General features: G+C 65.8%; 29 protein-coding genes and 1 riboswitch. Of the genes, 18 read left to right on the top strand and 11 right to left on the bottom strand.

Features of this window, described 5'->3' with window-relative positions; genetic code table 11:
- The first annotated feature begins 4 nt into the window (after positions 1–4).
- On the top strand, positions 5–814 hold the full coding sequence (locus PKE80_RS08465) for an SDR family NAD(P)-dependent oxidoreductase (RefSeq protein WP_271182083.1): 810 nt from the start codon (positions 5–7) through the stop codon (positions 812–814).
- Here the strand turns inward: PKE80_RS08465 and PKE80_RS08460 are convergent.
- Together PKE80_RS08460 and PKE80_RS08455 are read right to left on the bottom strand one after the other, a co-directional pair.
- Complete coding sequence (locus PKE80_RS08460; protein WP_271182082.1) at positions 811–1,335, bottom strand: P-loop NTPase family protein; 525 nt, start codon at positions 1,333–1,335, stop codon at positions 811–813. The genes PKE80_RS08465 and PKE80_RS08460 overlap by 4 nt on opposite strands.
- Positions 1,332–2,483 carry a sulfotransferase family protein gene (locus PKE80_RS08455; protein WP_271182081.1) on the bottom strand — a complete coding sequence of 384 codons (1,152 nt, stop codon included), beginning with the start codon at positions 2,481–2,483 and terminating at the stop codon, positions 1,332–1,334. Before PKE80_RS08455 ends, PKE80_RS08460 begins: the two co-directional genes overlap by 4 nt.
- A 128-nt stretch (positions 2,484–2,611) precedes the next feature.
- Here PKE80_RS08455 and PKE80_RS08450 point away from each other — a divergent pair, with 128 nt between their 5' ends.
- From PKE80_RS08450 to PKE80_RS08430, 5 genes are all read left to right on the top strand, one after another.
- Positions 2,612–3,412, top strand: coding sequence for an SDR family oxidoreductase (locus PKE80_RS08450; protein WP_271182080.1), 801 nt, complete (start codon positions 2,612–2,614; stop codon positions 3,410–3,412).
- Positions 3,409–3,834: a nuclear transport factor 2 family protein gene (locus PKE80_RS08445; RefSeq protein ID WP_271182079.1), complete on the top strand. Its 426-nt coding sequence runs from the start codon at positions 3,409–3,411 to the stop codon at positions 3,832–3,834. The genes PKE80_RS08450 and PKE80_RS08445 overlap by 4 nt, the downstream gene beginning before the upstream one ends.
- A gap of 69 nt (positions 3,835–3,903) precedes the next feature.
- Positions 3,904–5,049 (top strand): pyridoxal phosphate-dependent aminotransferase, encoded by a 1,146-nt coding sequence (locus PKE80_RS08440; protein WP_271182078.1) that lies wholly within the window; start codon positions 3,904–3,906, stop codon positions 5,047–5,049.
- A gap of 48 nt (positions 5,050–5,097) precedes the next feature.
- The gene (locus PKE80_RS08435) at positions 5,098–5,814 is read left to right on the top strand and encodes an alpha/beta fold hydrolase (RefSeq protein WP_271182077.1); all 717 of its coding nucleotides are present in this window, start codon (positions 5,098–5,100) and stop codon (positions 5,812–5,814) included.
- 190 nt (positions 5,815–6,004) lie between these two features.
- Positions 6,005–6,451, top strand: coding sequence for a hypothetical protein (locus PKE80_RS08430; protein ID WP_271182076.1), 447 nt, complete (start codon positions 6,005–6,007; stop codon positions 6,449–6,451).
- 335 nt (positions 6,452–6,786) lie between these two features.
- Here the strand turns inward: PKE80_RS08430 and PKE80_RS08425 are convergent, their stop codons facing one another.
- Both PKE80_RS08425 and PKE80_RS08420 read right to left on the bottom strand, forming a co-directional pair.
- Complete coding sequence (locus tag PKE80_RS08425) at positions 6,787–7,839, bottom strand: HoxN/HupN/NixA family nickel/cobalt transporter (protein WP_370424569.1); 1,053 nt, start codon at positions 7,837–7,839, stop codon at positions 6,787–6,789.
- A 187-nt stretch (positions 7,840–8,026) separates the two neighbouring features.
- Positions 8,027–8,269, bottom strand: a riboswitch (cobalamin riboswitch).
- A 68-nt stretch (positions 8,270–8,337) separates the two neighbouring features.
- Positions 8,338–8,736 (bottom strand): nuclear transport factor 2 family protein, encoded by a 399-nt coding sequence (locus PKE80_RS08420; protein ID WP_271182074.1) that lies wholly within the window; start codon positions 8,734–8,736, stop codon positions 8,338–8,340.
- 255 nt (positions 8,737–8,991) lie between these two features.
- On the opposite strand from PKE80_RS08420, the gene PKE80_RS08415 reads away from it, so the two are divergent.
- The 6 genes from PKE80_RS08415 (at position 8,992) to PKE80_RS08390 (ending at position 12,680) form a co-directional block, all read left to right on the top strand.
- Positions 8,992–9,252, top strand: a complete 261-nt coding sequence (locus PKE80_RS08415; RefSeq protein WP_271182073.1) for a hypothetical protein — start codon at positions 8,992–8,994, stop codon at positions 9,250–9,252.
- Between the two features lie 291 nt (positions 9,253–9,543).
- Entirely contained in the window at positions 9,544–9,966 is a 423-nt protein-coding gene (locus tag PKE80_RS08410; RefSeq protein WP_271182072.1) for a sigma-70 family RNA polymerase sigma factor, read from the top strand.
- A gap of 212 nt (positions 9,967–10,178) precedes the next feature.
- Complete coding sequence (locus tag PKE80_RS08405; RefSeq protein WP_271182071.1) at positions 10,179–11,228, top strand: ribonucleotide-diphosphate reductase subunit beta; 1,050 nt, start codon at positions 10,179–10,181, stop codon at positions 11,226–11,228.
- A gap of 165 nt (positions 11,229–11,393) precedes the next feature.
- Entirely contained in the window at positions 11,394–11,918 is a 525-nt protein-coding gene (locus tag PKE80_RS08400) for a hypothetical protein (protein WP_271182070.1), read from the top strand.
- Positions 11,919–11,970: 52 nt separating this feature from the next.
- On the top strand, positions 11,971–12,396 hold the full coding sequence (locus PKE80_RS08395) for an MAPEG family protein (protein WP_271182069.1): 426 nt from the start codon (positions 11,971–11,973) through the stop codon (positions 12,394–12,396).
- 11 nt (positions 12,397–12,407) lie between these two features.
- On the top strand, positions 12,408–12,680 hold the full coding sequence (locus PKE80_RS08390; RefSeq protein ID WP_271182068.1) for a DUF1294 domain-containing protein: 273 nt from the start codon (positions 12,408–12,410) through the stop codon (positions 12,678–12,680).
- A gap of 122 nt (positions 12,681–12,802) precedes the next feature.
- Here the strand turns inward: PKE80_RS08390 and PKE80_RS08385 are convergent, their stop codons facing one another.
- Together PKE80_RS08385 and PKE80_RS08380 are read right to left on the bottom strand one after the other, a co-directional pair.
- Positions 12,803–13,177, bottom strand: a complete 375-nt coding sequence (locus PKE80_RS08385; protein WP_271182067.1) for a DUF4870 family protein — start codon at positions 13,175–13,177, stop codon at positions 12,803–12,805.
- A gap of 61 nt (positions 13,178–13,238) precedes the next feature.
- Complete coding sequence (locus PKE80_RS08380) at positions 13,239–13,577, bottom strand: hypothetical protein (protein ID WP_271182066.1); 339 nt, start codon at positions 13,575–13,577, stop codon at positions 13,239–13,241.
- Positions 13,578–13,708: 131 nt separating this feature from the next.
- On the opposite strand from PKE80_RS08380, the gene PKE80_RS08375 reads away from it, so the two are divergent.
- Genes PKE80_RS08375 through dut form a run of 5 tightly spaced genes read left to right on the top strand, consistent with a single transcriptional unit; the run spans position 13,709 to position 19,044 of the window.
- Entirely contained in the window at positions 13,709–14,491 is a 783-nt protein-coding gene (locus tag PKE80_RS08375) for a class I SAM-dependent methyltransferase (protein WP_271182065.1), read from the top strand.
- A gap of 7 nt (positions 14,492–14,498) precedes the next feature.
- Positions 14,499–16,064, top strand: coding sequence for a 2-polyprenylphenol 6-hydroxylase (ubiB, locus tag PKE80_RS08370; protein ID WP_271182064.1), 1,566 nt, complete (start codon positions 14,499–14,501; stop codon positions 16,062–16,064).
- On the top strand, positions 16,031–17,194 hold the full coding sequence (locus PKE80_RS08365; protein ID WP_271182063.1) for a hypothetical protein: 1,164 nt from the start codon (positions 16,031–16,033) through the stop codon (positions 17,192–17,194). The genes ubiB and PKE80_RS08365 overlap by 34 nt, the downstream gene beginning before the upstream one ends.
- Before the next feature lie 37 nt (positions 17,195–17,231).
- A complete protein-coding gene (locus tag PKE80_RS08360; protein ID WP_008833124.1) occupies positions 17,232–18,590 on the top strand; it encodes a bifunctional phosphopantothenoylcysteine decarboxylase/phosphopantothenate synthase in 1,359 nt (452 codons plus the stop codon).
- Positions 18,574–19,044 (top strand): dUTP diphosphatase, encoded by a 471-nt coding sequence (gene dut, locus PKE80_RS08355; protein WP_008833123.1) that lies wholly within the window; start codon positions 18,574–18,576, stop codon positions 19,042–19,044. Before PKE80_RS08360 ends, dut begins: the two co-directional genes overlap by 17 nt.
- A 1-nt stretch (position 19,045) precedes the next feature.
- On the opposite strand, the gene PKE80_RS08350 is transcribed toward dut, so the two are convergent.
- The 3 genes from PKE80_RS08350 to PKE80_RS08340 form a co-directional block, all read right to left on the bottom strand.
- Positions 19,046–19,210 carry a hypothetical protein gene (locus PKE80_RS08350; protein WP_271182062.1) on the bottom strand — a complete coding sequence of 55 codons (165 nt, stop codon included), beginning with the start codon at positions 19,208–19,210 and terminating at the stop codon, positions 19,046–19,048.
- A 5-nt stretch (positions 19,211–19,215) separates the two neighbouring features.
- Positions 19,216–19,398 carry a hypothetical protein gene (locus tag PKE80_RS08345; RefSeq protein ID WP_008833122.1) on the bottom strand — a complete coding sequence of 61 codons (183 nt, stop codon included), beginning with the start codon at positions 19,396–19,398 and terminating at the stop codon, positions 19,216–19,218.
- A 130-nt stretch (positions 19,399–19,528) separates the two neighbouring features.
- Positions 19,529–20,215 (bottom strand): DUF4136 domain-containing protein, encoded by a 687-nt coding sequence (locus tag PKE80_RS08340; protein WP_036526466.1) that lies wholly within the window; start codon positions 20,213–20,215, stop codon positions 19,529–19,531.
- A gap of 216 nt (positions 20,216–20,431) precedes the next feature.
- Between PKE80_RS08340 and PKE80_RS08335 the strand changes: the two genes are divergently transcribed.
- Positions 20,432–21,088, top strand: coding sequence for an MOSC domain-containing protein (locus PKE80_RS08335; protein ID WP_271182061.1), 657 nt, complete (start codon positions 20,432–20,434; stop codon positions 21,086–21,088).
- A gap of 152 nt (positions 21,089–21,240) precedes the next feature.
- On the opposite strand, the gene trpS is transcribed toward PKE80_RS08335, so the two are convergent.
- Both trpS and murJ read right to left on the bottom strand, forming a co-directional pair.
- Positions 21,241–22,260, bottom strand: a complete 1,020-nt coding sequence (gene trpS / locus PKE80_RS08330; protein WP_008833119.1) for a tryptophan--tRNA ligase — start codon at positions 22,258–22,260, stop codon at positions 21,241–21,243.
- A 195-nt stretch (positions 22,261–22,455) separates the two neighbouring features.
- Positions 22,456–24,027 (bottom strand): murein biosynthesis integral membrane protein MurJ, encoded by a 1,572-nt coding sequence (gene murJ, locus PKE80_RS08325; protein WP_271182060.1) that lies wholly within the window; start codon positions 24,025–24,027, stop codon positions 22,456–22,458.
- Between the last annotated feature and the right edge of the window lie 129 nt (positions 24,028–24,156).

The raw sequence follows: 24,156 nt of genomic DNA, 5'->3' as shown, positions 1-24,156 counted from the left end.
GAAAATGGCCGGAAGGCTTCAGGACAAGGTCTGCATAATCACAGGTGCAGGTTCCGGGATGGGGCGCGCGATGGCGCAGCTGTTCCATGCGGAAGGGGCCAGGCTGCTGCTGGCCGACATTTCGGGCAATGAAGACGAGGTTGCGGCCGATCTCGGTGGCGATGCCGTCTCGATCCATTGCGACGTCTCCAGCGAGGCGCAAGTCCAGGCCATGATCGCCAGGGCCGAGGAGCGTTTCGGTCGGCTCGACGTGCTGTGCAACAATGCCGGTTTCGGCGGCGGGATGGGCCCCCTGCATGCCCAGACGACCGAGTTGTGGGACAAGGTTCACGCCACCAACATTCGCGGCGTCTTCCTGGGCATGAAGTACGGTATCGAATCCATGCTGAAGACGGGCGGCGGTGCGATCGTCAACACCAGTTCGGCTTCGGCGGTGGTGGGGTGGAAGCACCACGGCGTCTACAGTTCGGCCAAGGCGGGCGTGCACCAGCTCACCAAGGTCGCGGCACTCGACTATTCGGACCGGAACATCCGTGTGAACGCCGTGGCCCCGGGCACCATGTGGACCGGACTGGTCGAGGCATCGAAATCGCACGACTCGCCGCCGGAGGGCTTTCCCACGCTGGCCGGGATACCGATGGGCCGCTGGGGCCGCGCCGAGGATATCGCCTCCGCCGCCCTGTTCCTCGCCAGCGACGAGGCCGCCTACATCACCGGGGTGATTCTGCCGGTGGACGGTGGTTATTCGATCGGCTTCTCGGGCATGGGCGCGGAGCGTCCCGGCATCGTCAGCGCCAATAGCGACGGCACCTAGAGCCAGGGCGCGACCGTTATTCCCGCCAGCGAAGGGTCGGCCCACAGGTATTCCGTGAAGTGGCCGATCCTCTCGCGTGTATCGACGTAGCAGAAGCAAATCCCGGCTTGGGCGGACGGTTCGGCGGGGAACTGCAGGGCCAGCGCGTCCCCGCTCGCGCGCACGTCGTGGAGGAGGGCCTCCCATTCTGTATAAGGTCCCGGCACGGCGATACCGATGTGGTGAAAGGCGAGGACCTGCGCCGAAAGGTCCACCGCGTCGGTGTAGATACCCGTCACGCCAGACACCGGCTCGATGATCTCGAACTGGCGCAGGCCGCGGGGGCCTGCGACGTTGGCGATCGCGGATTTCACGCCCAGTCTGCGGCGTTCTCCGTAGGACAGCACCTCAATCTCGGATTCGCTGCGGCGCAGGCCGGTGATGTCCAGCTGCGTCTCGGCATGGGCGAGGGCCGCGTCCATGTCGCGCGTGGCATAGCTCATCTGGACGAGCTGGCCGTAGCGCTTGCCGAGATGCGTCATGCGCCCTGTTTCACGGGGATACGGTAGCGCTCGATATAGTCGGCGAATGCGGCATGAACCCCCTCGCGCGTGAGGCCGTAGCGTTCCAGCGAGTAGTCGTGCTTGCCGTGCTTGCCCTTGGGATTGGCTGCCATGTAGGCTTCCATCCCGGCCGCTGCCTCTTGCGTGAAGGGCTCGCCGAAGTGGTCGTAGATGCTGCGGCAGGTGCCGATGGGGTCCTTCATCACATCGATGTACTGGACGTCGAGAATGGCATCCGCACCATGGGCGGCGCGGAATGCGTCCTGCCGCTCGATCATCAGCGCGAAGGTCTCCATAAAGGTCCGGCCGATGCCTTCCAGGTCGATCTCGTCCGAATAGATCCGCCGCACGTTCTCGATCAGACTGCCGATGGATCCCAGTACGTCGGCGGGATCGCGGTGGGTCATGACCAACTGCGCGTCGGGGTAGACCTCGTACAGCGCATCCAGAAACAACGGGTGCCACGGGTTCTTGAGCGTCCATCGCCCTCCCGTCTCGGCCTGCAGGAGCTGCAGCAGCCGCTTGTGGAAGCGGAACGCCGGACGATAGTCGGCCTCGTGCAGCAGCCAGTGGCGATAGCTCGGAATGTCGGCCTGCGATTCGAACACCTGCGCACAGAACGAGTAGGTCATCGAGAACTGGCACTCGGTCGGGCTATGCGCGTCCTCATAATGGATAGCGGCGATCTGCGGCATATATTGCAGCGAGGCCTGCGTCTGGTCCTGCATCGCCTTCCAGCGAGGACCGGCAGCCAGTTCGTGGAAATGCGGCGGCGGCACCGGATCATGCGATTCCCAGCGCAGGAACGAGCGGCGCTTGGGGTCGGCGGCGAGCAGGTTGATGACCAGAGTGGTCCCGGTGCGCGGCAGGCCGAAGACGAACATCGGCTTTTCGACGGGGCGCTCGAGGAGTTCGGGATGACGGGCCAGCCAGTCTTCGATCCGCATGCGGCCCGCCATGTACTTCACCAGATCGCGCTGCGCGAGCTGCGTGCCGCGCTCGGTGAAGCGTGCCTCTTCGGCATAGGCATCGATCAGCCTCTGTAGTCCTTCCAGTGCGGCCGGGTCGCCGATTTCGGTCAGTCCGGTCTGGCTGCGTGCAGCCGCGATCACATCGTCCACAGTCATGGCGGCGCATCTCCCTGTTCTTATCGTCCCGGCGGTGATGAACAGCGGTGTTGCCGATTGCAAGGCGGTGCCCGCTTCTTCAAAATTCCCTCAAAGCGGCGAGGTCGCGATCAGGAGAGGTGAAAACCATGGATTTGAGCGAGGCACGGCACGCCTTCGTCACCGGCGGGGCGAGCGGCATCGGCCTAGGTATCGTCGATGCGATGGTCCGCAGGGGCATCCGGGTGACCATCGCCGACATCGATGCAGAACGCCTCGACGCGGTGCTGGGCGATCGGGGCGAGGCGGTGCACGGCGTCATGCTCGATACCCGCGACCGGGACGGTTGGGCACGGGCCAAGGCCGAGGCGCAGGGCGCTTTCGGGCCGGTCGACGTACTGGTCAACAATGCCGGCATCGCTCCCAACGGTCGCGAGTTCGCGGATATGGACCCTGCCAGCTTCGATCGCATCGTGGCGATCAATCTCACCGGCATCGCCAATGGCGTCTTCGCTTTCGCCTCCGACATGCGGGCGAGAGGCAGGGGGCATATCGTGAATACGTCCTCCCAGGCCGGTCTCACCGCGAGCGTGCCCGGCGTGGGGGCCTATGCCGTCGCCAAGTTCGGCGTGACCGCGCTTACCGAGGCTCTGCGGCAGGAGATGGCGCCGCATGGCGTCGGCGTGTCGCTCCTTTGCCCCGGCTATGTCGCCACGAACCTCGCCGAGAACACCCGCAAGGTTGGGGGCGAGATCCGTCAGTATGCGGGGGCGATGCCGCTCTCCAGCGTGACGCCCGACCATGTCGGCGCGATGGTACTGGCGGGCATCGAAGCCGACGAACCCTGCATCGTCACTCACACCCGCGTCTGGCGCAGCGTCGAGCCTCGCTTCGCGGCGATCCGCGCCGCCTGCGAGCGGCGGGATGCGAGTGAAGGGGCAGCCGCATGACCGAAGACCGCCTGGCCCGGATTGAGGCACAAAGCGCCATCGCCGATCTCGTTCACGGCTATGCCCGCGCCGTGCGGCGAGAGGCCTATGAGGACATTTCAAAGCTTTTCGCTTCAACGGGCACTTTCGAGGTCCGCTCCGGTGCGCCGGACCGTGCCGAACACGTCGTGCGCCAGCGGTTTGACACTCCGCAGGCACTGGTTGCGTTTCTGCTCGAAGGAAAGGGAAGGCCGCATCCGGTGCCGCTGATCCATAACCTGATGATCGAGGTCACGGGCGATACTGCGCGGGCCAATGCGATGATGGTGGCGCGGATCACTGGCACTGACAAGGAGGTCACCGGCGAATATCACGACCGATTCGTGCGGCTGGACGGCCGGTGGCTGTTCGACGCGCGGATCTACACCGTCTTCGCATCCTGAGCGCGCATCGCACCGATCCCGCAAGGCGCCCGCATTGCATCGCGCCCTTGCTGCGCGTAGCAGGCGGGCATGATCGCGCACGTCGAACCCTTCCACGCCACCACCATCGGCCGTCTCGCCTACGAACTCGCCGCCGAGGGGCGCGACGTGATCCACATGGAATACGGCCAGCCCTCGACGGGGGCTCCAGCTGCCGCCATCGCCGCCGCCCACGCGGTGCTGGATGCAGAGGCGGGCGGATACTGGGAAAGCCCGGCACTGCGCGAGCGGATCGCGCGTCACTATGCCGAAGCTTATGGCGTCATGGTTTCGCCCGAGCAGGTGTTCCTGACCTGCGGCGCATCGCCGGCCTTCGTGCTGGCGCTGTCGTGCCTGTTCCGTCCCGGCGCGCGGGTGGCGCTCGCTCGCCCGGGCTACGTCGCGTACCGCAATGCCATGCGCACGCTCTACATCGAGCCGGTCGAACTGCCCTGCGGGCCGGCCGAGCGCTATCAGGTCACTGCCGCCGCGCTCGACGCGCTCGACCCGGCGCCGGAAGGACTGATCCTCGCCAGCCCGGCGAACCCCACCGGGACCGTCATCGCGCCCGAGGAGCTTGCGGCCATCGCCGAGGTTTGTGCGCGCAAAGGCATCACCGTCATCTCCGACGAGATCTATCACGGACTGACCTACGGCATGACGGCGGACTCCGTGCTGCAGCACGTGCCGGAGGCCTTGGTGGTGAACAGCTTTTCCAAGTGGTTCTCGATGGCCGGCTGGCGACTGGGCTGGCTGGTCGTCCCGCCCCACCTGATTGACGCGGCGCGGGCGCGGATCGCCAACCTGTTCCTGACCCCGCCGGTGCTGGCGCAGCATGCCGGGCTGGTAGCCTTCGACTGCGTCGAGGAACTGGAAGGACACCACGCGAGCTACGCCCGTAACCGCGAGCTTTTGCTGGCGGCGCTGCCTCGCCTGGGCCTGCAACGGATCGCGCCGCCGGACGGTGCCTTTTATATCTGGGCCGACATCCGCCACCTGACCAACGATAGCTTCGCCTTCTGCCGCCAACTGCTTGCCGACACCGGCGTCGCCACGGCGCCCGGCATCGACTTCGATCCGGTCGACGGCCATCGTTTCATCCGCCTGAGCTTCGCGGTCTCCACACCCGAGATCGAGGACGCGATCGACCGCATGATCGCATGGTTTGCGGCACGCCAGGAGATTGTCGGCGCCTGACACAAGCGCACTGATGTGATCCTTTGTGGATCATAATCAGGGGGCGGCGTGTCGACTTTCGTTCGGGTCCATGGCGGCGGGCACGGCGGCTGGGGCTACAAGCCGGTAGCGCAGCGGTTGCGGGCGCTCGGGCACGATGTGCACGCACCGTCGCTGAGCGGCCTTGCCGACCGCGCGCACCTGTTAAGCGCCACGATCGATCTCGACACTCACATTGCCGACATCGCCGGGCTTCTGGATTTCGAGGATCTCACTGACGCGATCCTCGTCGGCCACAGTTATGGCGACATGGTCATCACCGGCGCGGCGGACCGCAAACCCGAACGTGTCGGCCACCGCGTCTATCTCGACGCGGCCTATCCGCGCGACGGCGAATCACTTTGCGAGCACGCTTACGAAGCCATCCATGGCGCCAGGCAAGGGTTGAATGAGATCGACGGCGTGCGAGTCGTTATGGCGGCGATGCCCGGCATGGCCGCATTTTTCGGAGTGACCGATTCGGTGCTGGGACCATGGATCGATGCCCGGTTGACCGTCCAGCCATGGCGATGCTTCGAGCAGAACCTCGTGCTCACCCGGGAAGCCGCGATGCGCGCCATTCCGGAGAGCCATATCGTCTGCACCTCGACAATATCGGGGCGTGACATGAAGTTACTGACCGAGAGATCTCACGGTAGGGTCTGGGATATAGAGACTGGACATGACCTGATGCTTACCGAGCCGGACTGGGTGGCTGATAGACTTGACGCGATAGCGCGGCTCTAGAGGCGGTTTCCCTAAGGGGATTTCCGCAAGGAGTCTGCGCAGCCCTGAATACACGGGTGTTTCACCTAGCCTCTATAAGATGTAACAAGGTGGGACAGCGAATCCGGGCTATATGGAACTGCGTATTGACGCCGGGCCACGTCTGGGGACTGTGGCGCACCCTTCGGACGCGAAAGAAAACGATAAGGCAATGGCAAGTACTTCGAACAATGTCGGCGGCGATCGCGCTCATGCGAGGCGTCTGCGTGACTTCCTCCACGATTGCGCGGGCAGTGCCGCGTGCGAGGAGATCGACCGTATTCGCGAAGCGCTGGCCTTGTTGGACGGCGTCGGCATCGACGGTGCCATACCGCTCGACCGTGTGCGTATCGATGCGATGCTCGAATGCGGCGCGGCGATGAGCGCCGTGCTTGAGATCATCGGCCCGGACATGCCCTTCATGCTGTCGCGCGGCAGTCACGACACCTGCCTTGCGACCGTGGTGCCGCCGGGCGGCTCCGAGGAGGCCATTGCTGAGGGCTCGACGCTTGCGCTGGCGATGCTGGCCGGGCACGTCGCTGCGGTGCTGGCGAAGGGCGAGCGCGCGCCGCATGCCGCTGATGTCCAGTTGGCCTCGACTTCCATCCGCCTTCACTGACAGCCTGAACCGGCAGCCGGGCTGACAGGTTTCCCCGAACTGTCCCGTCAGAAGCCCGGCCGGGAGGGGATGACGACGGGTGCGCCGTCCACTTTGGTGGTGACATAGGCATTGACGACCGAAGGGCCACACCGCGATGCTCGCACGGGCCAACCAGAGCCAGTAGAGCGTCCTCTCGCTGCTGCACTAATAACGCAATGTTATGTAGAGCCTTCCTGTCCCGGAAGATTCGAAAAGGCCGTGGTTCCTCATGGTCCGGGCTTTCTTGCGTTGAAAAAGATCCACTCTCGGTCCCTCCCGCTTGCGGGAGGGACCGAGGGTTGGTCGTTTGCGACCTAGTCGCAGCGGGGTGGGTTGGCCGTTGCCCGCATCTCTACCGAGTCCAGCCCGCCCCAGCGGAACACGGCCCAGCTCAGTAACCAGCACACCACGAACAGGCCGATGATCAGGAATCCCAGCGTGTTGAACTGCTCCGAAAGCGAGGCCGCCCCGGACCATACGCCGCCCTCCAGCCCGAATTTCTCTGACAGCAGCGCGGCGGTCTGGATCGAGCCGATCACCAGCGCCACCATGGCGGAGATGGCCGTGATGACGATGTTGTAGTAGAGCTTGCGGATCGGCTTGACGAAGGCCCACTCGTAGGCCCCCAGCATGATGACGCCGTCGGCGGTATCGACCAGCGCCATGCCAACTGCGAACAGCGCCGGGAATACAAGTACCGAGCCCAACGAAATCCCGTCTGCCGCATGGGCGCCGGACAGACCGAGGATGGCGACTTCGGTGGCGGTGTCGAAACCGAGGCCGAACAGGAAACCGAGCGGCGCCATGTGCCAGGCATGGCGCACCAGCCGGAACACGGGGCGCAGGATTCGCGCGATCAGCCCGCGCCCGGCGAGCAGCATGTCAAGGTCTTCCTCGGCATAGGTCCCGCCGCGCCGTACTTCGACGAAGCGCTGCCAGACCCCGCGCAGGATCGCGAGGTTCATGATCGCGATCAGGAACAGGAAGGTCGCCGAAATGATCGTGGCGATCACCCCGCCCGAGCGGCCGAACGCCTCGAAATCATCGAGAGTGCCTGCTGCCAGCGCGATGGTAGTCGCGGCGATCAGGACAATGGCGGAATGGCCGAGCGCGAACCACAGGCCCACGGTGATCGGGCGCTGGCCCTCCTGCATCAGCTTGCGAGTGACGTTGTCGATGGCGGCGATGTGGTCGGCGTCGACGGCGTGGCGCAGGCCGAGGCTCCAGGCGAGGAGGGCGGTGCCCAGCATCACCGGGCTGGCGTGGAACAGGCTGAAGGCCCAGCCCCAAACGAGGAGGTTGGCGGCGACAAGTACGGAAAAGAGCACAGTTATCCGGCTCTTTAGAGGGGTTTTCGCAGGCGACATCGGCGTCATGATCCGTCTTCGCGTCGGCGACCTGACGGGGGACTGCCGCGCCGTCGGCGCGGTCGGCACGGGAGGCCCCGGACGGACGCGGCAGCGCCCGGCGTCCCTCGCGCCGATGCGGCCCCCGCCGCACGTTGCGTCGCTCAGACGGACAGTTCCGTGCCGCGGCCATCCCCTGGACCAAGGCAAGAGCGACCGGACGCAGGCAGGTCTCCTGGCTCGCGGGTCATCGCTTGATGCATGGCCTTCCCGTGGCCTCGCATGTCGCAGCGTCCGGCCCAGTGGCTGCCGGTGTCCACCTTCGGGGCACCGGCCTATGCATCGCGCTCGCCACTTACAGTTGCAGGGACAGCCCCGGATTTGGATGAGAACATCCTCACCGCGTTCCCTTTTAAGCCCCTTGCGGGGCACCGGCGCGATCTTTGTCGAAAGGCTCGGGATGAGCGCTTCGACGCGGCTTTCCTAATCGCGCGGCCGTCCCGCCGCAAGAGGCGCGCGCTATTCGGCGATGTTCATGGCGTAAATGCGCCGGGCGAAGCGCCAGCGCGCGCCATGGCGGACGAGTTCGTCGTCGTAGCGGGCGGCGAATTTCATCACCTTGCCTTCGATCCGGGCGATTTCGCGCACGTGGCAGCGGCCCTTGGCAGTGTCGCCCGAAACCTGGATCGCGCCGGGCATGGCGAAAAAGACCATCGCCTCCATCGTGGCGAACAGATCGTCCCAGGTGCGGGAGAGGGCCTCGTGGCCCCGGACTTCGGCGTGGCTGGTGATCCACTCGGCATCGGGCGCCCAGCAATCGAGCCACTGCGCCTTGTCGATCCGCGATGCGGCGTCGGCGTACGTCTCCATCAGTTCGCGGATGGCGGCGCGGTCCTCGGCGGGGCCGGTGAATTGCATGAGGCTCTCCCTTTTGCGGGGAGGGTGTGGTGATGCGGGAGGCGAAGCAAGGGGAGGGGCATCGCGGTGGCAATGGATGCGTTTGGGCTCGGGGCTTCGACAAGCTCAGCCTGAGCGGGTTTGGAGGTTTGCGCTACTGCCGCTCACCCTGAGCTTGTCGAAGCCCCAGCAGTCAGTCGCACCTCCTCAATCCATCACCGACACCGAAATCCACCGGTTCCTCGGGTCATGCGGGTCGGTGGGGATTAGCGCTTCGTGGTCGGCCGCGCCCTCGATGCGGTGGAAGCGGTCTTCGGCGATGCCGTCGTGCATTCCCTGCCGCTGGCACTAGTGGTGGAGCCCAGCACTTCGCGCGCTCGCCGCGCTGCTGTGCCTGGTCCCCTCGATCTCCGAATGCCTGCGGCGCAGCCGATCGAAGTGATCGACGAGATCGGCTGCGCCGGCCGGCCCCATGATGCGATGGGCCTTTCCGCCCCCGTTGAAGAAAGCGCCTCCGAAGAAAGTTGGGTCGCATGAATATCGACCAGATGTCCTTTTCCGCCCGCAGCGCTAACGAGGGCAACGTGGCCGACCGGGTTCGCCGCCTCCTGCCGATGGTTAAGCGGTAAGCCTGGTACGTCCACGGCATCGGGCCGCCCGGAGAGGATCTAGCGCAGTTGGGCCTGGCGGCCCTCACCGAATGCGTGCAGATGCGCGACCTTCAGACTGAGGACGGCTTCGCCGCCTACGCCAAGATGCGGGTGAGGGGGGCGATGTTGGACCTCGTGCGCCGCGCCGGGCACGCGCGGGACGTCCGAGCGACGCCGCATGCTGGCCGACAAAGAGACGCAGCTCCGGGGCTGGCTCGGCCGCGATCCGAGGCCCGACGAACTGGCACAGGCGATGGGCATTGGCGAGTGCGAATTGGTTTCGCTGCAGGACGCCGCCCGCCCGATGCGCTTCGAGCCGATTGACAAGGTCTATTCCGATCAGTCGATGACCTGCGCCACGGAAACGCCTGACAGCTTCGCGATGCTGGTCGATGTCGAGATGTGCGGCGCGGTCATCGCGGCGATCACCGACCTGCCGGATCGGCTCAAGCTGATCGTGCAGCTCTACTTCGTCGAGGAACTGAACCTCGCTGAGATCGCCGAGGTCTTGCAAGTTTCGATCCCGCGTGTGCACCAGCTGAAAGCGCAGGCGATCGACAAGCTGGGAGAGAGCCTGAAAGGCGTCGCCGAAGTCCTCTGACCGGCACAATCCGGGGATTCATGCGAGGGCGGCGAAATTAATCACACCCACAACCCCTTGGGGCTGCACTTTTTCCTTGCCCCCACATATTCCTGTGGGAAGATGATTCACGCACTCGATTTGCGCGCGATCTTGCCTATCTCTGGCCTTTCCGCCCAAGCGTGAAAGCGTTGTGGGTGAACGCAATTTCAGACGATCCACCGGAGCCGCCCATGTCCCTTCTCGAAGCCCGCAAGACCTACAAGCCCTTCGAATATCCCTGGGCTTACGACTACTGGAAGATCCAGCAGCAGGTCCACTGGCTGCCCGAGGAAGTGCCTCTGGGCGAGGACTGCCGCGACTGGGTGCAGAACATCTCGGAGCATGAGCGCAACCTGCTCACCCAGATCTTCCGCTTCTTCACGCAGGCCGACGTGGAAGTGCAGGACTGCTACCACGAGAAGTACGCGCGCGTCTTCAAGCCGACCGAGATCAAGATGATGCTCACCGCCTTCTCCAACATGGAGACGGTGCACATCGCCGCCTATTCGCACCTGCTCGACACCATCGGCATGCCCGAGAGCGAGTACGGCGCGTTCCTTGAGTATTCGGAACTCAAGGACAAGCACGACTACCTGCAGAAGTTCGGCGTCGACAACGACGAGGACATCGCCCGCACCCTGGCGATGTTCGGCGGCTTCACCGAGGGCGTGCAGCTGTTCGCCAGCTTCGCGATGCTGATGAACTTCCCGCGTTTCAACAAGATGAAGGGCATGGGCCAGATCGTCTCGTGGTCGGTGCGCGACGAATCGCTGCACTGCGAAGGCATCATCAAGCTGTTTCACGCCTTCTGCGAAGAGCGTGGCTGCCTCACCAAGGCGGTGAAGGACGATATCGCCGACCAGTGCCAGACCACGATCCGTCTCGAGGACAACTTCATCGACCTCGCCTTCGAGCTGGGTCCGGTGCCGGGCATGACGCCCAAGGATATCAAGAAGTACATCCGCTATATCGCCGATTGGCGCCTCGGCCAGCTGGGCATGAAGCCGATCTACCTGATCGAGGACCACCCGCTGCCCTGGCTGCAGCCGCTGCTCAACGGCGTCGAGCATGCCAACTTCTTCGAGACGCGCTCCACGGAATATTCGAAGGGCGCGACGCGCGGCGACTGGAACACCGTGTGGGCCAACTTCGACTCGCGCAAGAAGGTGCGCGCGAACGACGAGCCGCTGGTGGACGACGGTTCCGAGCCCGGCCTGTTCGGCGAAGTGGCGGCGGAGTAAGTCGTATCGGATCGGGAATGGGGGCAATTTTTCCTCCATTCCCGCCGTCCGGCCGTTCAATTTCCTACTCTGCCGGATGTTTCCGGCCGCCCGCAGCGGGTAGCTCTTGGCAACCGGCGTGCTTCATGCGCATTTCTCCTGAGAATTCTGTCCGGAGAAACGGTCTTGCCCCGTACCATGCTGCTGCTGAGCGCGCTTGCGCTCGCTCCTGCAATCACCGCCTCGCCGGCGCTCGCCCAGACGCCGGCCCCCGTCTCCGCTGACAGCAAGGCGGGCAAGCGCGCCCTGCTTGACGAGAACGCGGTCACCGTGCGCAATGTGTCCCGCGAGGAACTCGTCCATGGCCTTCCGCTCGTCGATGACGACGGCTTCGCCATCGGCACCGTCGAACGCCTCGCCGGTAACGAAGTGATCGTCTCGGACGGGACGGCCGAGTACCGTGTGCCGTTCACCCAGGTCTATGCCTTCAGCAAGGACGGCGGCGACCATTACGCCATCCGCACCCCGAAATCCCGGCTCAAGCCCGAACCGATCGTCGCCGCCGCTCCGCCTCCGCCGCCGACCGACGCCGACGAGGCCTGGGAGAAGCTGGGGCCCGAGGGTGGTCCGCTCCCGGACGAACAGGACGAACCGGAGGCCGCTGCGCCTGCGGACGTGGCGCCGGATACGGCTGCAACGCCCGGCAACTGACCGGGCGATACCCGCTCGCTTACGCGGAACCATCAATGAAGGAGGCCGCCGCATGTCCCATAACCCGACCCTGATCTTCCTGCCGATGCTGGTGGTGGTCGCGCTGACGTTCGTGGCTTTCGTGCGCATGGCGGTCGCCCGCACCGGTATCATCAAGTCGATGGATCCCGACTACTACCGTGCGCACATCGGCCCGCCCGAGCCCGAAAGCGCCCGCGCGGCGGTGCGGCACTATGATAACCTGTTCGAACTGCCGACGCTGTTCTATGCCGCCTGCCTCACCGCTTTCGTGGTGGCGGTCGTGGGACGCTGGACACTGATCTTCGCCTGGGGCTACGTCGCCGCGCGGGTGGTGCAGAGCCTGATCCACATGACCTACAATAACCCGGCGCACCGGGGCGGGGCCTTCGTTCTGGGCATTCTGTTCACGCTCGCCTTGTGGATCAACCTTGCGGTGTCGATCTTCGCCCGCCTGTGACCGGCCTGAATTTGACGGACGTTCTGTGGGTGCTGGCGGCGGGGCTCAACCTCGTCGCCTTCGCTGCTTTCGGTATCGACAAGGCCCGCGCGCGGGGGGGAGAACGGCGTATCCCGGAAGCACGCCTGCTGTTTCTGGCGCTCGCGGGCGGGACGCCCGGCGCTTATGCCGGGCGCCGGGCCTTCCGGCACAAGACGCGCAAGCAACCCTTCGTCGCCCAGCTCCACACCATCGCCGCGGTGCAGGCGGCGGGTCTGGCGTACCTCGCGTATCGTGCCTTTTGAGAAGGCGCCGCCCGCAACCGCCTCATAAAATCGTCATTGCGAGCGTAGCGAAGCAATCCAGGGCGGAGTTCAACAGCCTTGGATTGCTTCGCTACGCTCGCAACGACGGATGGGTCTGAATTCTAGACCAGCCAGCTGCCCGGATTGGGCATCGGCACCTGCTTCTGCGCGTTGAGGATGCTCATCACGCAGCGCACGATCACCAGAACCGACACCGCGATCAGGATCGGGATGCCGATCAGCACGAGCGTCAGGATCGTGCCTACCGCCATGCCGAGGAAGAACAGCCAGAACGTGCGGATCGCATATTCGTAGTGCGACACCTCCCATGCGGCCTTCGCGTCCCCGCGCCAGGCATAGGCGAGCACGACGCCGACGATGCCCGTCACTCCGGTCACGTAGGATGCGAGATAGAGCAGGTTTATGATCGTCGGCTGGTTGAAGTCGAAACCCGACTTAGGCGCCGAACTCGCGGGTCTTGGGTCGAAGTCGGTCATTGGTTCTTCCTCCTGTTTTCCCCTGAAGGGAGGGTGCTTTCATTGGGCCGGGCTGGCAAGTTCACTGCGCCTTCTTCCGTTCGCGAGCCTTGATGCGGCGGATCTTGGCGAGGTCGCCTTCGAGGATCGTCAATGCGTCGCGCTCCGCCTCGGAGAGCCGGGCCGTGTCGAAATGGGCGATCAGCACTTCCAGGGCATCGCCGATCCGGCCCAGCTGACGGCCGTAACTGCCGACTTCATCGAGGATCGCGCGCTCGGTCTCGGGGTACTTGGTCTCGCCGATGTTGACGTTGACCAGCCCGACCTGCGAGCCCTCGAACGTCCAGGTCCAGGGATTGATCGCCTGCCACAGCTTCTCGGGCGCGAGGCTGAAGGTGGGCTGGAGGGACATTTCGGCCATCGCGTTTCTCCGGGAATGGGGACGCGGACAAGAATGCCGCAGGCGGCGGCGCCTGTGCATGACGAATCCCGTCACATCCTTGCGGTAAAAGCGGTGGCGCAGGCGCGCCCGGCCGTTTAGAGGACTGCGCCATGAGCAGCGAAATCAGTGGCCAGGCCGGCCCCGAAACCGGCAGCGAAACCGGCAGCGAAACCGTTTCCTTCGGCTATGAAGACGTCGCGGCCGAGGACAAGGAAAGCCGCGTCGGCGCCGTCTTCTCCTCCGTCGCGCGCAAGTACGACGTGATGAACGATGCCATGTCGGTGGGCATGCACCGCTTGTGGAAGGACAAGTTCGTGCGCCGCGTGCGTCCGCGGCCCGATGAGCAGATCCTCGACATGGCGGGCGGTACGGGCGACATCGCCTTTCGCATGGAAGCCGAGGGCGCGGTGGTCACCGTCTCGGATATAAACCAGGACATGCTCGACGTCGGTATCGAGCGCGCGATGGAGCGCGGCATCGACACGCTGGTGTGGTCGCGCCAGAACGCCGAGGAACTGAGCTTCCCGGCCCATTTCTTCGACGCCTACACGATCGCCTTCGGCATCCGGAACGTCACCCACATCGACAAGGCGCTGGCCGAGGCGCACCGCGTGCTCAAGTTCGGCGGCCGCTTCTTCTGCCTCGAATTCTCGACCACCGAATGGCCGGGCTTCAAGGAAGTCTACGACGCCTATTCGCACAAGCTGGTCCCGAAGATCGGCTCGATGATCGCCGGGGACGCGGATTCGTACCGCTACCTGATCGAATCGATCCGCCGTTTCCCGCCGATGCCGGAATTCGAAGGGATGATCCGCAAGGCCGGGTTCAAGCATACCAAGGTCGAGCCGATTCTCGGCGGCCTCGTCGCGATCCATTCGGGCTGGAAGGTCTGACGATCCGGTGACTTCCACCCCCGTCCACATCGCGCGTCTCCTCAAGTGGGGCCGCGTCCTCGCGCGCCATGGGGCGCTGCGCGGGATCGAGAACGACCGCAATGCCCCGGCGCCGGTCAAGCGCCTGTGCCGGATCGCGCGCTTCGGCACGCGCCAGCCGGCCGAGCCCGACTATGCCGGCGCCTTCCAGGAGATCGGCCCCGCCGCGATCAAGCTGGGGCAGGCGCTCGCCACCCGGCCCGACCTCGTCGGCGAAGGTCCTGCGCACAACCTGCTGACCTTGCAGGACAGCTTGCCGCCCGTGCCCTTCGCGGCGATCCGCGCGCAGATCGAGAGCACCTTCGGCCGCCCGCTCGAGCGCATCTTCGCCTCGATCGAGGAAACTCCGGTAGGCGCCGCCTCGATCGCGCAGGTCCACCGCGCGGTTACGCCGGACGGGCGCGACGTCGCCGTCAAGGTGCTGCGTCCCGGCATCCGCGAGCAGTTCGCGCACGACGTCGAGACGTACGAATGGGCCGCAGCGCATCTCGAGGCGCTTGGCAACGAAGCGGCGCGGTTGCGTCCGCGTGCCGTGATCGCCAACCTCAAGCGCTGGACCCAGCGCGAATTCGATCTTCGCCGCGAAGCCGCCTCGGCCTCCGAACTCGCCGATGCGATGAAGGGGATCGAGGATTACCGCGTTCCCGATATCGACTGGGACCGCACCAACGGCTCGGTGCTGACGGTCGAATGGATCGACGGCATCAAGATGAGCAACCTCGCGGCGCTGCGCGAGGCCGGGCACGACATGCCCAAGCTCGCGCGCAGGCTGGTGCTGACTTTTCTTACGCAGGCGATTGCCTGCGGGTTTTTCCATGCCGACATGCACCAGGGCAACCTGTTCGTGCAGGGGGCGCCGGAACATACCACGATCGTCGCGATCGACTTCGGCATCATGGGCCGGATCAACCGTCAGGCGCGGCTGTGGCTGGCGGAAATCCTCTACGGCCTGACCACCGGCAATTACCGCCGCGTCGCCGAAATCCACTTCGAGGCGCAGTACGTCCCCAGCTATCACACGGTCGAGGAATTCGCGACCGCGCTGCGTGCCGTGGGCGAACCGATGCGCGGCAAGCCGGTGTCGGAGCTGTCGGTCGGACAGATGCTCGATGGGCTCTTCGCGATCACCCGCGATTTCGACATGGCGGTGCAGCCGCACCTGCTGCTGCTGCAGAAGACCATGGTGATGGTCGAGGGGCTGGCCACCGCCCTCGATCCCGAGATCAACATGTGGGACGTCGCGGCGCCTTTCGTGAAGGACTGGATCCGCGACGAACTCGGCCCCGAGGCGATGATCGTCGACCGGGTGCGCGAGGATATCGAGACGCTGATGCGCCTGCCCGCGCTGGTTCGCCGGATCGAGGACCGCTTCCCGCCCAAGGGCGGCGCGCCGGAACAGGCTCCGCTGCCCGAGGTGGAGCTGATCTGGGAGCGCCGTAAACGCGAAAGTAACCACTGGGGTGGCTATGCTCTAGCCGCAATCCTTGGGGGCGCGGCAGCGTGGGCACTGACGTACTGGACTCTTCTGAACTGACGGACAGGGGCCGCTTCGCGCGGCTCTCGCCCGGACTTGCCCGGCTGGCGCTTGCGCTGCTGGCGCTGGTGCTGATCGCCTCGATGATCGCGCCGACCAACAAGCCGGGCAATCGCTCGCCGTGGGAGGGTGCGGTCGAAGGGCCGGTGGACGCGGGGGGCCAGGCCGTCATCACCCCGGACAAGCCCTATGACGAGGACCTCGCGCTGTACGAGGTCGCCATCGCCCGCATCCAGAAGGGCGAGAACTACTACGACTTCATCGTGCCCGAGCAGAGGGCGCGCAACTATCCGGTGAACCCCGGCATCGCGGTGCGCCTGCCGACGCTGGCCTATATCAACGCGATGCTCGGCGAGCGCGGCCAGATGGCCGCGGCGATGGCGCTCATGCTGGGAATCGTCGCGGTATGGTGGCGCCGTCTGGGCGTGGACACGGACGATGGCGGCCGTGTGCAGCGTCTGGGTGCCGCTATGGTATTCGTGGGTGCCTCTCTGCAGCTCAACCGGCACTATTTTCCGTTGCATGAACTCTGGGCCGGTGGCCTGATCGCGCTGTCCTTCGGCCTGCACCGGATCGGCCGGGACGGACAGGGTGGGCGCTGGATCGCGGCCTTCCTCTGCGCCGCGCTGGCGCTGGCGATTCGTGAACTGACGCTGCCTTACGTGCTGCTCATGGCCGCTTTCGCGCTGTGGAACCGCAACTGGCGCGAGAGCGCGGCGTGGGCCCTGCTGATCGCGGTGTTTTTCGCGGGCCTCGCCTGGCACCTCTCGATCATCGCGAGGGACGTGCTGCCGAGCGACCCGCACGGCCCGGCATGGCTGGTCATGCGTGGCATGGCGGGCTGGCTGGTCAATGTGGTGCAGTCGAGCAACTTGCGCTGGCTTCCGCACTTTCTCGCAGGTCCTGCGGTGGTGCTGATGACTTTCGGCTGGCTCGGCTGGCGCAGTCGCTCGGGGCTGGCGGGGTTCCTGCTTTGCGCGGGATACGGGCTTGCGTTCATGCTCGTCGGGCGGTGGGACAATTTCTACTGGGGGGCGATGATCGCGCCGGTCATGTTCGCCGGGCTGGTCTTTGCTCCGCGCGCGGTGATGCAACTGGTAGCGGCGGCCCAAGGGCCTGTGCCAAACTGATTGCGCCCATGCTCACGCTGTTGCAGAAGCCCCAGTCATGAACGGACCGCGCATTCTGCTGATCGTGGGCGGCGGCATCGCTGCCTACAAGGCCTGCGAACTCGTGCGCATCATCCGCCGCGAAGGCGGCTCGGTGACTTGCGTGCTGACCGAGGGGGGCGCGAAGTTTGTCACCCCGATGACGCTTGCGGCGCTATCGGAAAACCCCGTCCACACGACGCTCTGGGACCTCAAGAACGAGGCCGAGATGGGCCATATCCAGCTCAGCCGCCAGGCCGACCTCGTGGTCGTCTGCCCGGCGACGGCGGACCTGCTCGCGCAGATGGCGGCGGGCCTGGCGGGGGATCTGGCCACCACACTGCTGCTGGCGACCGACAAGCCGGTGCTCGCGGTTCCCGCGATGAACGTGCGCATGTGGCTCCACGCCGCGACACAGCGCAACGTCCAGACCTTGCGCGATTCCGGCGTCGAGGTGATGGAGCCCGACGAGGGCGCGATGGCCTGCGGCGAATACGGCCCAGGCCGCCTGCCCGAACCGGCGGAAATCTGGGAGCACATCGCCCGCTGCCTCGGCCATGGCCCCGAAGGTATCGTCGGTGACGAGCCGGGCGGCCTTTCCGCCACGATGATCCCGCGCGGGCCGCGTGCCATACCCGCCAGCACTTCGCCGCTGGCGGTCAAGGGCAGTGCCCGGGCGGCGCCCGCCACTGATCCCGGCGCGCTCGAACTGATCCCGCTCTCCGACGAGCCGCTGCGGCTTTTCGGCAAGCACGTCCTCGTCACCGCCGGGCCTACGCACGAGCCGATCGACCCGGTGCGCTACATCGCCAACCGTTCCTCGGGCAAACAGGGCTTCGCCATCGCCGCCGCCGCCGCCGAGGCGGGCGCGCGGGTGACGCTGGTGGCAGGGCCGGTCCACCTGCCGACCCCGCCGGGTGTCGACCGCGTCGATGTCGAGAGCGCGCTGGAGATGGCCGAGGCCGTCGACGCCGCGCTTCCGGCTGACGTTGCGGTGATGGTCGCCGCCGTTGCCGACTGGCGGGTGGTGCGCTCGGCCGACCAGAAGCTCAAGAAGGACGGCGGCGCCATCGCGCCGCTCGAACTGACCGAAAACCCCGATATTCTCGCCGGCCTTGCCCATGGCCTGCGCCGCCCGCCGCTGGTCGTCGGCTTCGCGGCGGAGACGCAGGACGTCATCCGCTATGCCCAGGCCAAGCGTGTGCGCAAGGGGGCCGACTGGATCGTCGCCAACGACGTCTCCGGCGACGTCATGGGCGGCGATGCCAATACCGTCCACATCGTCATGGCCGACGAGGTGGTTTCCCTTCCCGAAATGCCCAAGGGGGACGTCGCGCGCGCCCTCGTCGAAAGGATTGCCGATGCACTCGCCGAATGAAGTCCCCGTCATGGTCAAGGTCCTGCCGCACGGGCAGGGGCTGGACCTGCCCGTCTACGCCACCGAAGGCGCGGCGGGCATGGACGTGGTCTCGGCCGAGGACGTGACGATCCCGTCCGGTGGGCGTCATGCGGTGGCCACCGGCCTCTCGGTGGCGATCCCGGTGGGTTACGAAATTCAGGTACGCCCGCGTTCGGGCCTTGCGCTCAAGCACGGCATTTCGGTGCCCAATTCGCCGGGGACGGTGGATTCGGACTACCGGGGCGAGGTCAAGGTCATCCTCATCAACCACGGCGCCGAAGGCTTCGACATTCGCCGCGGCGACCGCGTCGCGCAACTGGTTCTGGCGCCCGTGACGCGCGCCTCGTGGGTGGCCGTCGAGGAACTTGACGAGACGGCGCGGGGTGAGGGCGGTTTCGGCTCGACCGGCGGCGTGGTCGCGCTGGGGAGCTGATTCAGGCGGCGGAGCTGAACACTCCGCCCCACCACAGCAAGGCCCCGATCACCGCGACGAGCGACAGGATCAGCGAGGCGCATCCACCCCAGCCATAACGGTGGTGGATCGCTTCGGCGGTTGCTTCGATAAGACCTTCGAAGATCCATTCAACGAGCCAGGACAAAAGCGTCAGTCCTTGCCCTTGCCGTCCCGCTCACGCCGGGCCTTGCGCCACTTCAGGCCATACCAGCCCGCACCGCCGAGGCCGCCCAGCATCATCGCGCCCTTGGCCAGCGTCTCGAACGCAGCACTCAAGGCGCCGATGGTGACGCCCCAGAACAGCTGCGAGAGGATGGCCATGAAATTATGCATCAATAAATCCTATGGGGCGCCAGATAGCGCCTGACGCCCCATAGCAAAAGGACGGGCCCGCAATATTTCAGCGGACCCGTCCCTCGGTGTCTCCCACTCTTCGCAGGGGGGAGCCTGTCTGATTTCGTGCTTATTTCTTCTCGGGCGCGACTGTAATGCGCACGGTCTCTCCGGAGTTCCCGGGGAAATTCGTGAACATTGCTTCCACCAGATTGGGCACGACATACTGCAGGCGATTGGAGGTCGAGACGGCTTCCGCCTTGCCTTCGAAGAGGCGCTGGCCGTCTGCGGCGCGGTCGATCTTCAGGTCGATGCCGCTGGTGTAGATGGTGTAGGACTGAATGCCGTTGTCGAAGAACGGGTCGTACCAGCCATAGCGCCACGGGCCGCCCCAGCCGAAGCCGCGACCGTAGAACCCGCGGCCGTAGAAGCCGCCGCCATAGGGACCCCAGCCGCCCCACGGGCCGAACGCGCCTGCGCCCACGCCAGTGCTGCGCACGCGCTCACGGCCATTGTCGACGCCGTAGTCGAAGCGCACGATCAGCGTGGCCTTGGCCGGGTCTTCCACCGGGGTGTAGCCCAGCTTGGCCATGCGATCGCCGACCATCGAGGCATACTGGCTGAATTCAAGCCCGCCGGCGAGCTTGGGATTGTCCGCGACGATCGCGAAGCTCTGGCCCTGCGGGGCGGGGAGCTGGGTCGCGAAACGCGAAACGTCGGCCTTGAACGGCGTCGCGCACGCGGCGAGCGCCATGAGCAGCACGGCGGCAGCGGCCATTTTCAGCCTGCCGAGCTGCGATCCGGAATGGTGTGTCATCATCTTTGCTCCACGAACCCGAAGAGATCCAGACGCCCCACTCCGGCGCGGCCTTCGATTCTTTTACGATACTGTCGTGAAATCAACGCCCTGAATAGAGGTTGAATGGACTTGGACGAGCGACGGACCGTTCCGCCGGTTCATCCCGCATCCACCGCCCTCGGGCCGGCTTCACGACTTGATCGCGTATCGTTCATGTAGGAATAAAGCCCGGTCATGACGAGTCCGTTCCCCATTCTTTCCGTACTTTGCGGCAAGGTCGCTCCGTTCCGCGCGGCCGACGAGCCGAGCGCCATCGCCAAGACGGCGGTGCAAGGTCGGGTGAAGGTCCACCGACTGGGCCTCGAAGGGGACAGCCAGGCCGATCTTTCGGTCCATGGCGGGCCGGACAAGGCCATCCACCACTACCCCCACGACCACTATGACTGGTGGCGCGAAGCGATCGGCGACCATCCGCTGCTGGCCGATTACGGCGCCTTCGGGGAGAATATCGCGACCGATGGGCTGACCGAGGAAGACATCTTCATCGGCGATCGCTGGCGGATGGGCAGCGCGCTCGTCGAGGTGAGCCAGGGGCGCCAGCCGTGCTGGAAGCTCGATCATCGTTTCGACGGGGCGAAGGTCAACGCCGGATGCGTGAAATCGCGCCGGGCGGGCTGGTACTACCGGGTGATCGAGGATGGCGAGGTCGGTGCGGGCGATGCGCTTGAACTGATCGACCGGCCGTTCCCCGACTGGAGCGTACGCCGCGTCTTCGGCTTGCTCATCGCCGGAGAGCACAAGGGCGACCCGGAAGGCTTGGAAGCGTTGGGCGTAGTCTCCGCGCTCGCCGAACCGTGGGTCCGGCGACGCGCGAAGCTGCTGGGGCTTTAACGCCTGTCTGCAAATCCGCCGCAGGCGGATTTGGCGGCACCGGCCCACTCCCCCACCCGACCACCCAACGATAGTACCCTATGGGTGGTCGGGTGGGGGAGTGGGCCCGGTGCCGCTACGAAAATGCCCACCGGGCATTTTCCAGACGAATTTTAACCCCGCACGAGGCCGAGGGCGTTGTAGGTCTTTTCCAGCGTCGGGATCGCCAGTTCGCGGGCCTTGGACGCACCCTTGCACAGGATCGCGTCGAGGCGCTCGCGGTCCTCGCGCAGTTCGAGGAAGCGGGCGTTGATCGGCGCCAGCTTCTCGACCAGCAGTTCGCCGAGCGCGGGCTTGAACTTGCCGAAGCCTTCGCCGCCGAACTCGGCCAGCACCGCCTCGACCGTGGTGCCCGCCATGACCGCGTAGATCGCAACGAGGTTCTTCGCCTCGGCGCGGCCTTCGAGGCCGCCCTTTTCCGAGGGCAGCGGCTCCGGGTCGGTCTTGGCCTTCTTCACCTTTTGCATGATGGCATCGGCGGTGTCGGTCATGTTGATGCGGCTCATGTCCGAGGGGTCGGACTTGCTCATCTTGGCGGTGCCGTCGCGCAGGGACATGATGCGCGCAGCCTCGGGCGGGATGAACGGTGCGGGCAGGGTGAACAGCGGCGCGTCTTCGGCGCAGAAGTCGTTGTTGAACTTCTGCGCGATGTCGCGGGCGAGTTCGAGGTGTTGCTTCTGGTCCTCGCCCACCGGCACGTGCGTGGCCTGGTAGAGCAGCACGTCGGCGGCCTGCAGCACCGGGTAGGTGAACAGCGCGACGCTGGCGCCTTCGCGGTTCTTGCCCGCCTTGTCCTTCCACTGCGTCATGCGGTTCAGCCAGCCCATGCGCGCGGTGCCGTTGAGCAGCCACTGCATCTCGGAGTGCTGGGGCACCTGCGCCTGGTTGAACAGGATCGAGCGGTCGGGATCGAGCCCGCAGGCCACCAGCGCCGCGACCATCTCGCGCGTGTTGGCGGCGAGGTCGGCGGGGGTGTGCGGCATCGAGATCGCGTGGAGGTCGGCCAGGAAGTAGAGGCACTGGCCACCCTCGGCGGTGACCTCGTCCTGCATCTTCACCCAGTTGCGGATCGCACCGAGGTAATTGCCGAGGTGCAGGTTGCCGGTGGGCTGGATACCGGAGACGATACGCATGGTCGCGTCCTTAAGTCAGTTGTCGATGGATGTGAGGGTTGCGCCCGTACAGGGCACGAATGCAGGTACGGTCAGCGGGTGACCGAACGCCATCGCCATGAACGCGGCGCAAAGGGGCGCAGCGTGGGTGGGAAAAAGATCGCACGATCCTGCATGGCCGGGGCTCATAGCACGTTCGCGCATCGATGGAACCCTTCAGGCGGCGCGCTTGCGGCGGCGCAGGAGAGCGAGGTCGGCGCGGGTGAAGGCGCCGGTCGCCAAAGCGGCAATGCCGTAGACCGCGCAGCCCGCCGAAACGAGCACGGCCAGCGCCAGCCCGCGTACCAGCCAGGTGCCGTGCACATAAGGCATCATCAGGTCCTGCCCGAACCACAGCGCCGCGCCCATCGCCACGGCGGCGAGCGCCAGCCTCGGCCCGCGCCGCTTCAGCCGTGCATCGACGGTGAAATGTCCGCGCTTCACCAGCGTGCGGTACAGCATCGCCACGTTGAGGGTGGAAGCCAGCGCCGTCGCCAGCGGCGGCCCCATGTGCTGCAACGGCACGATCAGCACCAGATTGCCGACGAGGTTCGCGACCATCGAGATCGTCGCGTAGCGCACCGGCGTCCTCGTATCCTGCCGCGCATAGTAGCCGGGCGTCAGAACTTTCACGAGGATGTAGCTCGGCAGGCCGATCGAGAAGGCCGCGAGCGCCTCGGCCGTGCGGGCGACGTCGCCCGCGTCGAACTTGCCGTAGCCGAACAGGGCAGCGGCGATCGGCTCTCCGCAGACGATCAGCGCGACGGCGGCGGGCAGGGTGAGCAGCAGCGCCAGTTCGAGGCCGCGGTTCTGCGTCTCCATCGCCTCGGCTTCCTGCCCCGCGCCGAGCTGGCGCGAGATCGTCGGCAGCAGGACGGTGCCGAGCCCGATGCCGATGAGGCCGAGCGGCAGCTGGTTCAGCCGGTCCGCCATATAGATGTAGGTCACCGAGCCGTGCGCCAGCAGATAGGCGGCGAGCGCGGTGGAGATGACGAGGTTGATCTGCACCGCTCCGGCCCCGGCAGCCGCAGGCAGGATCAGGTTGAGCAACTGCTTCACGTCGACGTTCCACACCGGCATGCGCAGCCGCATCGACACCCCGTTGGCGCGGCAGGCGAGCACCAGCCAGAGCAGCTGGAGCGCGCCGGAAACGGAAACACCGATCGCCTGGTTGCGCGCGGTGATCAGCGGGTCGTCCGAATGGAAGCCGAGGAGCGCCACGATCAGCGTCAGGTTCAGCAGGATCGGCGCGGCGGCGTTGACCCAGAACTTGTTCAGCGAATTGAGGATGCCGCCCAGCAGCGAGACGAGGCTGATCAGCGCGAGATAGGGAATCGTCAGGCGGCTGAGCATGACCGCGAAGGCGAACTGGTCGTGGGTGACGTCGTTGAAGCCGCCCGAAAGCAGCAGCGTCACCGGCCAGGCCAGCACTTCGAGCAGCACGGTCATGACGATCAGGACGGGCAGCAGCACCGACAACGCCTCTTCGGCGAAAGTGATGCCAGCCGGGAGGCCGGGGCCGTCCTTGTCCGTGACCTTCTGGTTGAACATCGGGATGAAGGCCGAGGCGAAGGCCCCTTCCGCGAAGAGAGCCCGGAACATGTTGGGCAGGCGAAAGGCGATCAGGAAGGCGTCGGAAGCGAAGCCTGCGCCGACGAAGCGGGCGAACAGGCTGTCGCGGGCAAGCCCGAGCACCCGGCTGGCGAGCGTCAGTCCGCCGACGCTGGCGAGGGCTTTTGCGAGGTTCATGCAGTGAAGCTCATGGCGCAAGCCCCTGCTCGTCGTCCCGGACTTGATACGGGACCGGTGGCTGTCTTCAGGCGAGGCGCTTCCGATGAAGCGTCTTGCCGAGAGGTGGGCGGGGCCCGGCCAGCGATC

This window comes from Novosphingobium resinovorum (genome assembly GCF_027922145.1).
Taxonomy (GTDB): Bacteria; Pseudomonadota; Alphaproteobacteria; order Sphingomonadales; family Sphingomonadaceae; genus Novosphingobium; species Novosphingobium resinovorum.
Note: the sequence above shows the minus strand (reverse complement) of the source record. Positions and strands in the feature narration are given on the sequence as shown.